Genomic DNA, 2087 nt, shown 5'->3' on the forward strand with positions numbered 1-2087 from the left:
CCCGGAAGTCCAATCTCAGCTACGCCTATAATGGGATGCAGCACACCATTTCCATCGCGGTATACGATGCTACGTTCAATATCATCCGTCACATCCGGTATGTATGGCGGGTCAGCAAACAACCCTTCCTGCAAACGTTCTGTCATAGAGAACGGAAGCAGCTTCGCTTTTATATAGGGTACGAGCTCCCGGCAGACGGGGTCATCCCAGTTCACCACCGCAGTATCCGCCGCCGTTTGATTGGCAAATAGACGCGCCTTGGATGCAACGTAGTCCTCCATGCCTCCGTGGTAGTCCAAATGGGTCTCAGCTACATTGAGCAGGCAGGCCACAGCGGGCTTGAAATCCTTTGTTCCTTTTAACTGAAAGCTGCTCAGCTCCACAACCATCCACTCGTCCGACTTGGCGTCCACAGCCGCCTCACATAAGGGCGTACCGATATTACCAGCCACGATTGGATTCATGCCGGATGCCTCCAACAGCTTGCCTACCCAAGTGGTCGTGGTCGTCTTTCCGTTGGAGCCAGTAATTCCGATGATCGGAGCTTTACATAGATGGTAGGCGACCTCAACCTCGGTCACGACCTCAATGCCGAGCTCGACAGCTTTCTGTACGGGAGGAGCCGTATAAGGAATCCCTGGATTTTTGACAACCAGCTTCACTCCAGGATGAATTAGCCCCTCTGGGTGACCCCCGCATAAAACGGAAATTCCCAAAGCCTCTAATTCAGAAGCTTCGGGACATTGTTCCCTATCTTTTTTATCATTGACTGTCAGCTTGGCTCCGGCCTGGTGCAGCACCTTGGCAACTTGCACGCCGCTTTTGGCCAGCCCGATAATGACGACTTCCTGATCTCTGTATGCGTCTGGATGGTTCATTTGTCTACAACCCCTTGTTGAGATAAAGTCCGAGTCCTGCCAACAACAGTCCTACAGCCCAGAATGTAATAACTACGCGCCATTCGGACCAGCCGGACAGCTCGAAATGATGATGAATCGGGCTCATTTTGAAAATACGCTTGCCACGTGTTTTAAAAGAAGCTACTTGCAAGACCACGGACAGCATTTCAATTACGAATACACCACCGATAATGAGGAACAAAATTTCGCTTTTCGTAACGATGGCAATGGCACCTATGGCGCCGCCGATTCCCAGCGAGCCTGTGTCACCCATAAACACCTTGGCAGGATGAGCATTATACACGAGAAATCCGAGTACAGCGCCAATCATAGCCGCTGAGCATACTGCTGCCGGAAGCGAGGTCGCCTGAATCGCGACAATGGCATAAGCAGCAAAGGCAATGGCACTTGTACCGGACAGCAGCCCGTCCAGCCCATCCGTGAAATTGACAGCATTGCTAATCGCCAGCATCATGATAATGATGAACGGATAATAAAACCAGCCGCCCCAATCAAAAGACCATGACGTTCCAGGGATGCCGATCGCAGTACTATGATCATTACTAAGCAGAAGCCAGCACATGATCGCGCCAAACAATAATTGCCCAAACAGCTTTTGACGCGCCGTCAGACCTAACGAGCGTTTGAATACAATCTTGATATAGTCGTCCAAAAAGCCGATCAGCCCAAAACCGAGCGTAGCAACCAGCAGAACGTAAAAGTCCGTATTTTTGATAGCTGAAAACTTAAGGAAGGTCAGCGTAAAAGCCACCAGAATCACGATACCGCCCATTGTAGGCGTACCTATTTTTTTAAGATGGCTTTGTGGCCCGTCATCCCGGACCTGCTGGCCGAATTTCATTCGCCGCAGCAGCGGAATGAGCAGTGGAGCGGCAATGACCGCCAATATAAACGATACGACGATCGTCAGCAGTAATAATTGAATATCCATGGGAGTCTCCCTCTCGTCAACATCAGTTCTGTAGCGGACCGTTTTTCAGCGCATCCACAATTTCTTCTAGTCGCATCCCTCTGGATGCCTTAACCAGCACAATATCATTGGCGTGTAGATGAACCAGCAAATACTGGATCAGCTCTTGCTTATCTGTATAAGCGTGCACGTTAGCAGTTGGCATCAACTCTTGCGCACCCTGCGCAATCGAAGTGCCTAACGCACCGTAGGTAAAC

2 protein-coding genes and 1 pseudogene are annotated in these 2087 nt (G+C 50.4%); all 3 read right to left on the bottom strand.

The genetic code is table 11. The features are described from left to right. The coding region (gene murD, locus GRP75_RS25270; RefSeq protein ID WP_160790701.1) for a UDP-N-acetylmuramoyl-L-alanine--D-glutamate ligase at positions 1-878 on the bottom strand (878 nt) is incomplete at its 3' end. 4 nt (positions 879-882) lie between these two features. Continuing rightward, positions 883-1851: a phospho-N-acetylmuramoyl-pentapeptide-transferase gene (mraY, locus tag GRP75_RS25275; protein ID WP_013311092.1), complete on the bottom strand. Its 969-nt coding sequence runs from the start codon at positions 1849-1851 to the stop codon at positions 883-885. Between the two features lie 22 nt (positions 1852-1873). Beyond that, positions 1874-2087: pseudogene (locus GRP75_RS25280) on the bottom strand (UDP-N-acetylmuramoyl-tripeptide--D-alanyl-D-alanine ligase); the annotation flags it as partial.

It is taken from the genome of Paenibacillus sp. OT2-17, assembly GCF_009827695.1.
GTDB classification, from domain to species: Bacteria; Bacillota; Bacilli; order Paenibacillales; family Paenibacillaceae; genus Paenibacillus; species Paenibacillus polymyxa_B.

What these genes read in the sequence shown, in the direction of transcription:
- mraY (WP_013311092.1), bottom strand. Translation starts at nt 1,851, where the DNA reads ATGGATATTCAATTATTACTGCTGACGATCGTCGTATCGTTTATATTG.